Genomic DNA, 483 nt, shown 5'->3' on the forward strand with positions numbered 1-483 from the left:
ACCGGGCCGTCGACAGCCGGGGCCGCACTGTCGATTTTTATCTCTCCTCCCGTCGTAACAGCAAAGCTGCATACCGGTTTCTGGGTAAAATCCTCAACAACGTGAAGAAGTGGCAGATCCCGCGATTCATCAACACGGATAAAGCGCCCGCCTATGGTCGCGCGCTTGCTCTGCTCAAACGCGAAGGCCGGTGCCCGTCTGACGTTGAACACCGACAGATTAAGTACCGGAACAACGTGATTGAATGCGATCATGGCAAACTGAAACGGATAATCGGCGCCACGCTGGGATTTAAATCCATGAAGACGGCTTACGCCACCATCAAAGGTATTGAGGTGATGCGTGCACTACGCAAAGGCCAGGCCTCAGCATTTTATTATGGTGATCCCCTGGGCGAAATGCGCCTGGTAAGCAGAGTTTTTGAAATGTAAGGCCTTTGAATAAGACAAAAGGCTGCCTCATCGCTAACTTTGCAACAGTGCC

1 pseudogene is annotated in these 483 nt (G+C 52.2%); it reads left to right on the top strand.

The annotated features are described in order from the left end of the window. A pseudogene (locus APU11_RS08710) lies at nucleotides 1-431 on the top strand (IS6-like element IS26 family transposase); the annotation flags it as partial. Between the last annotated feature and the right edge of the window lie 52 nt (nucleotides 432-483).

Origin of the sequence: Enterobacter sp. 50793107 (assembly GCF_001463365.1) — a bacterium.
Lineage (GTDB): Bacteria > Pseudomonadota > Gammaproteobacteria > Enterobacterales > Enterobacteriaceae > Enterobacter > Enterobacter cloacae.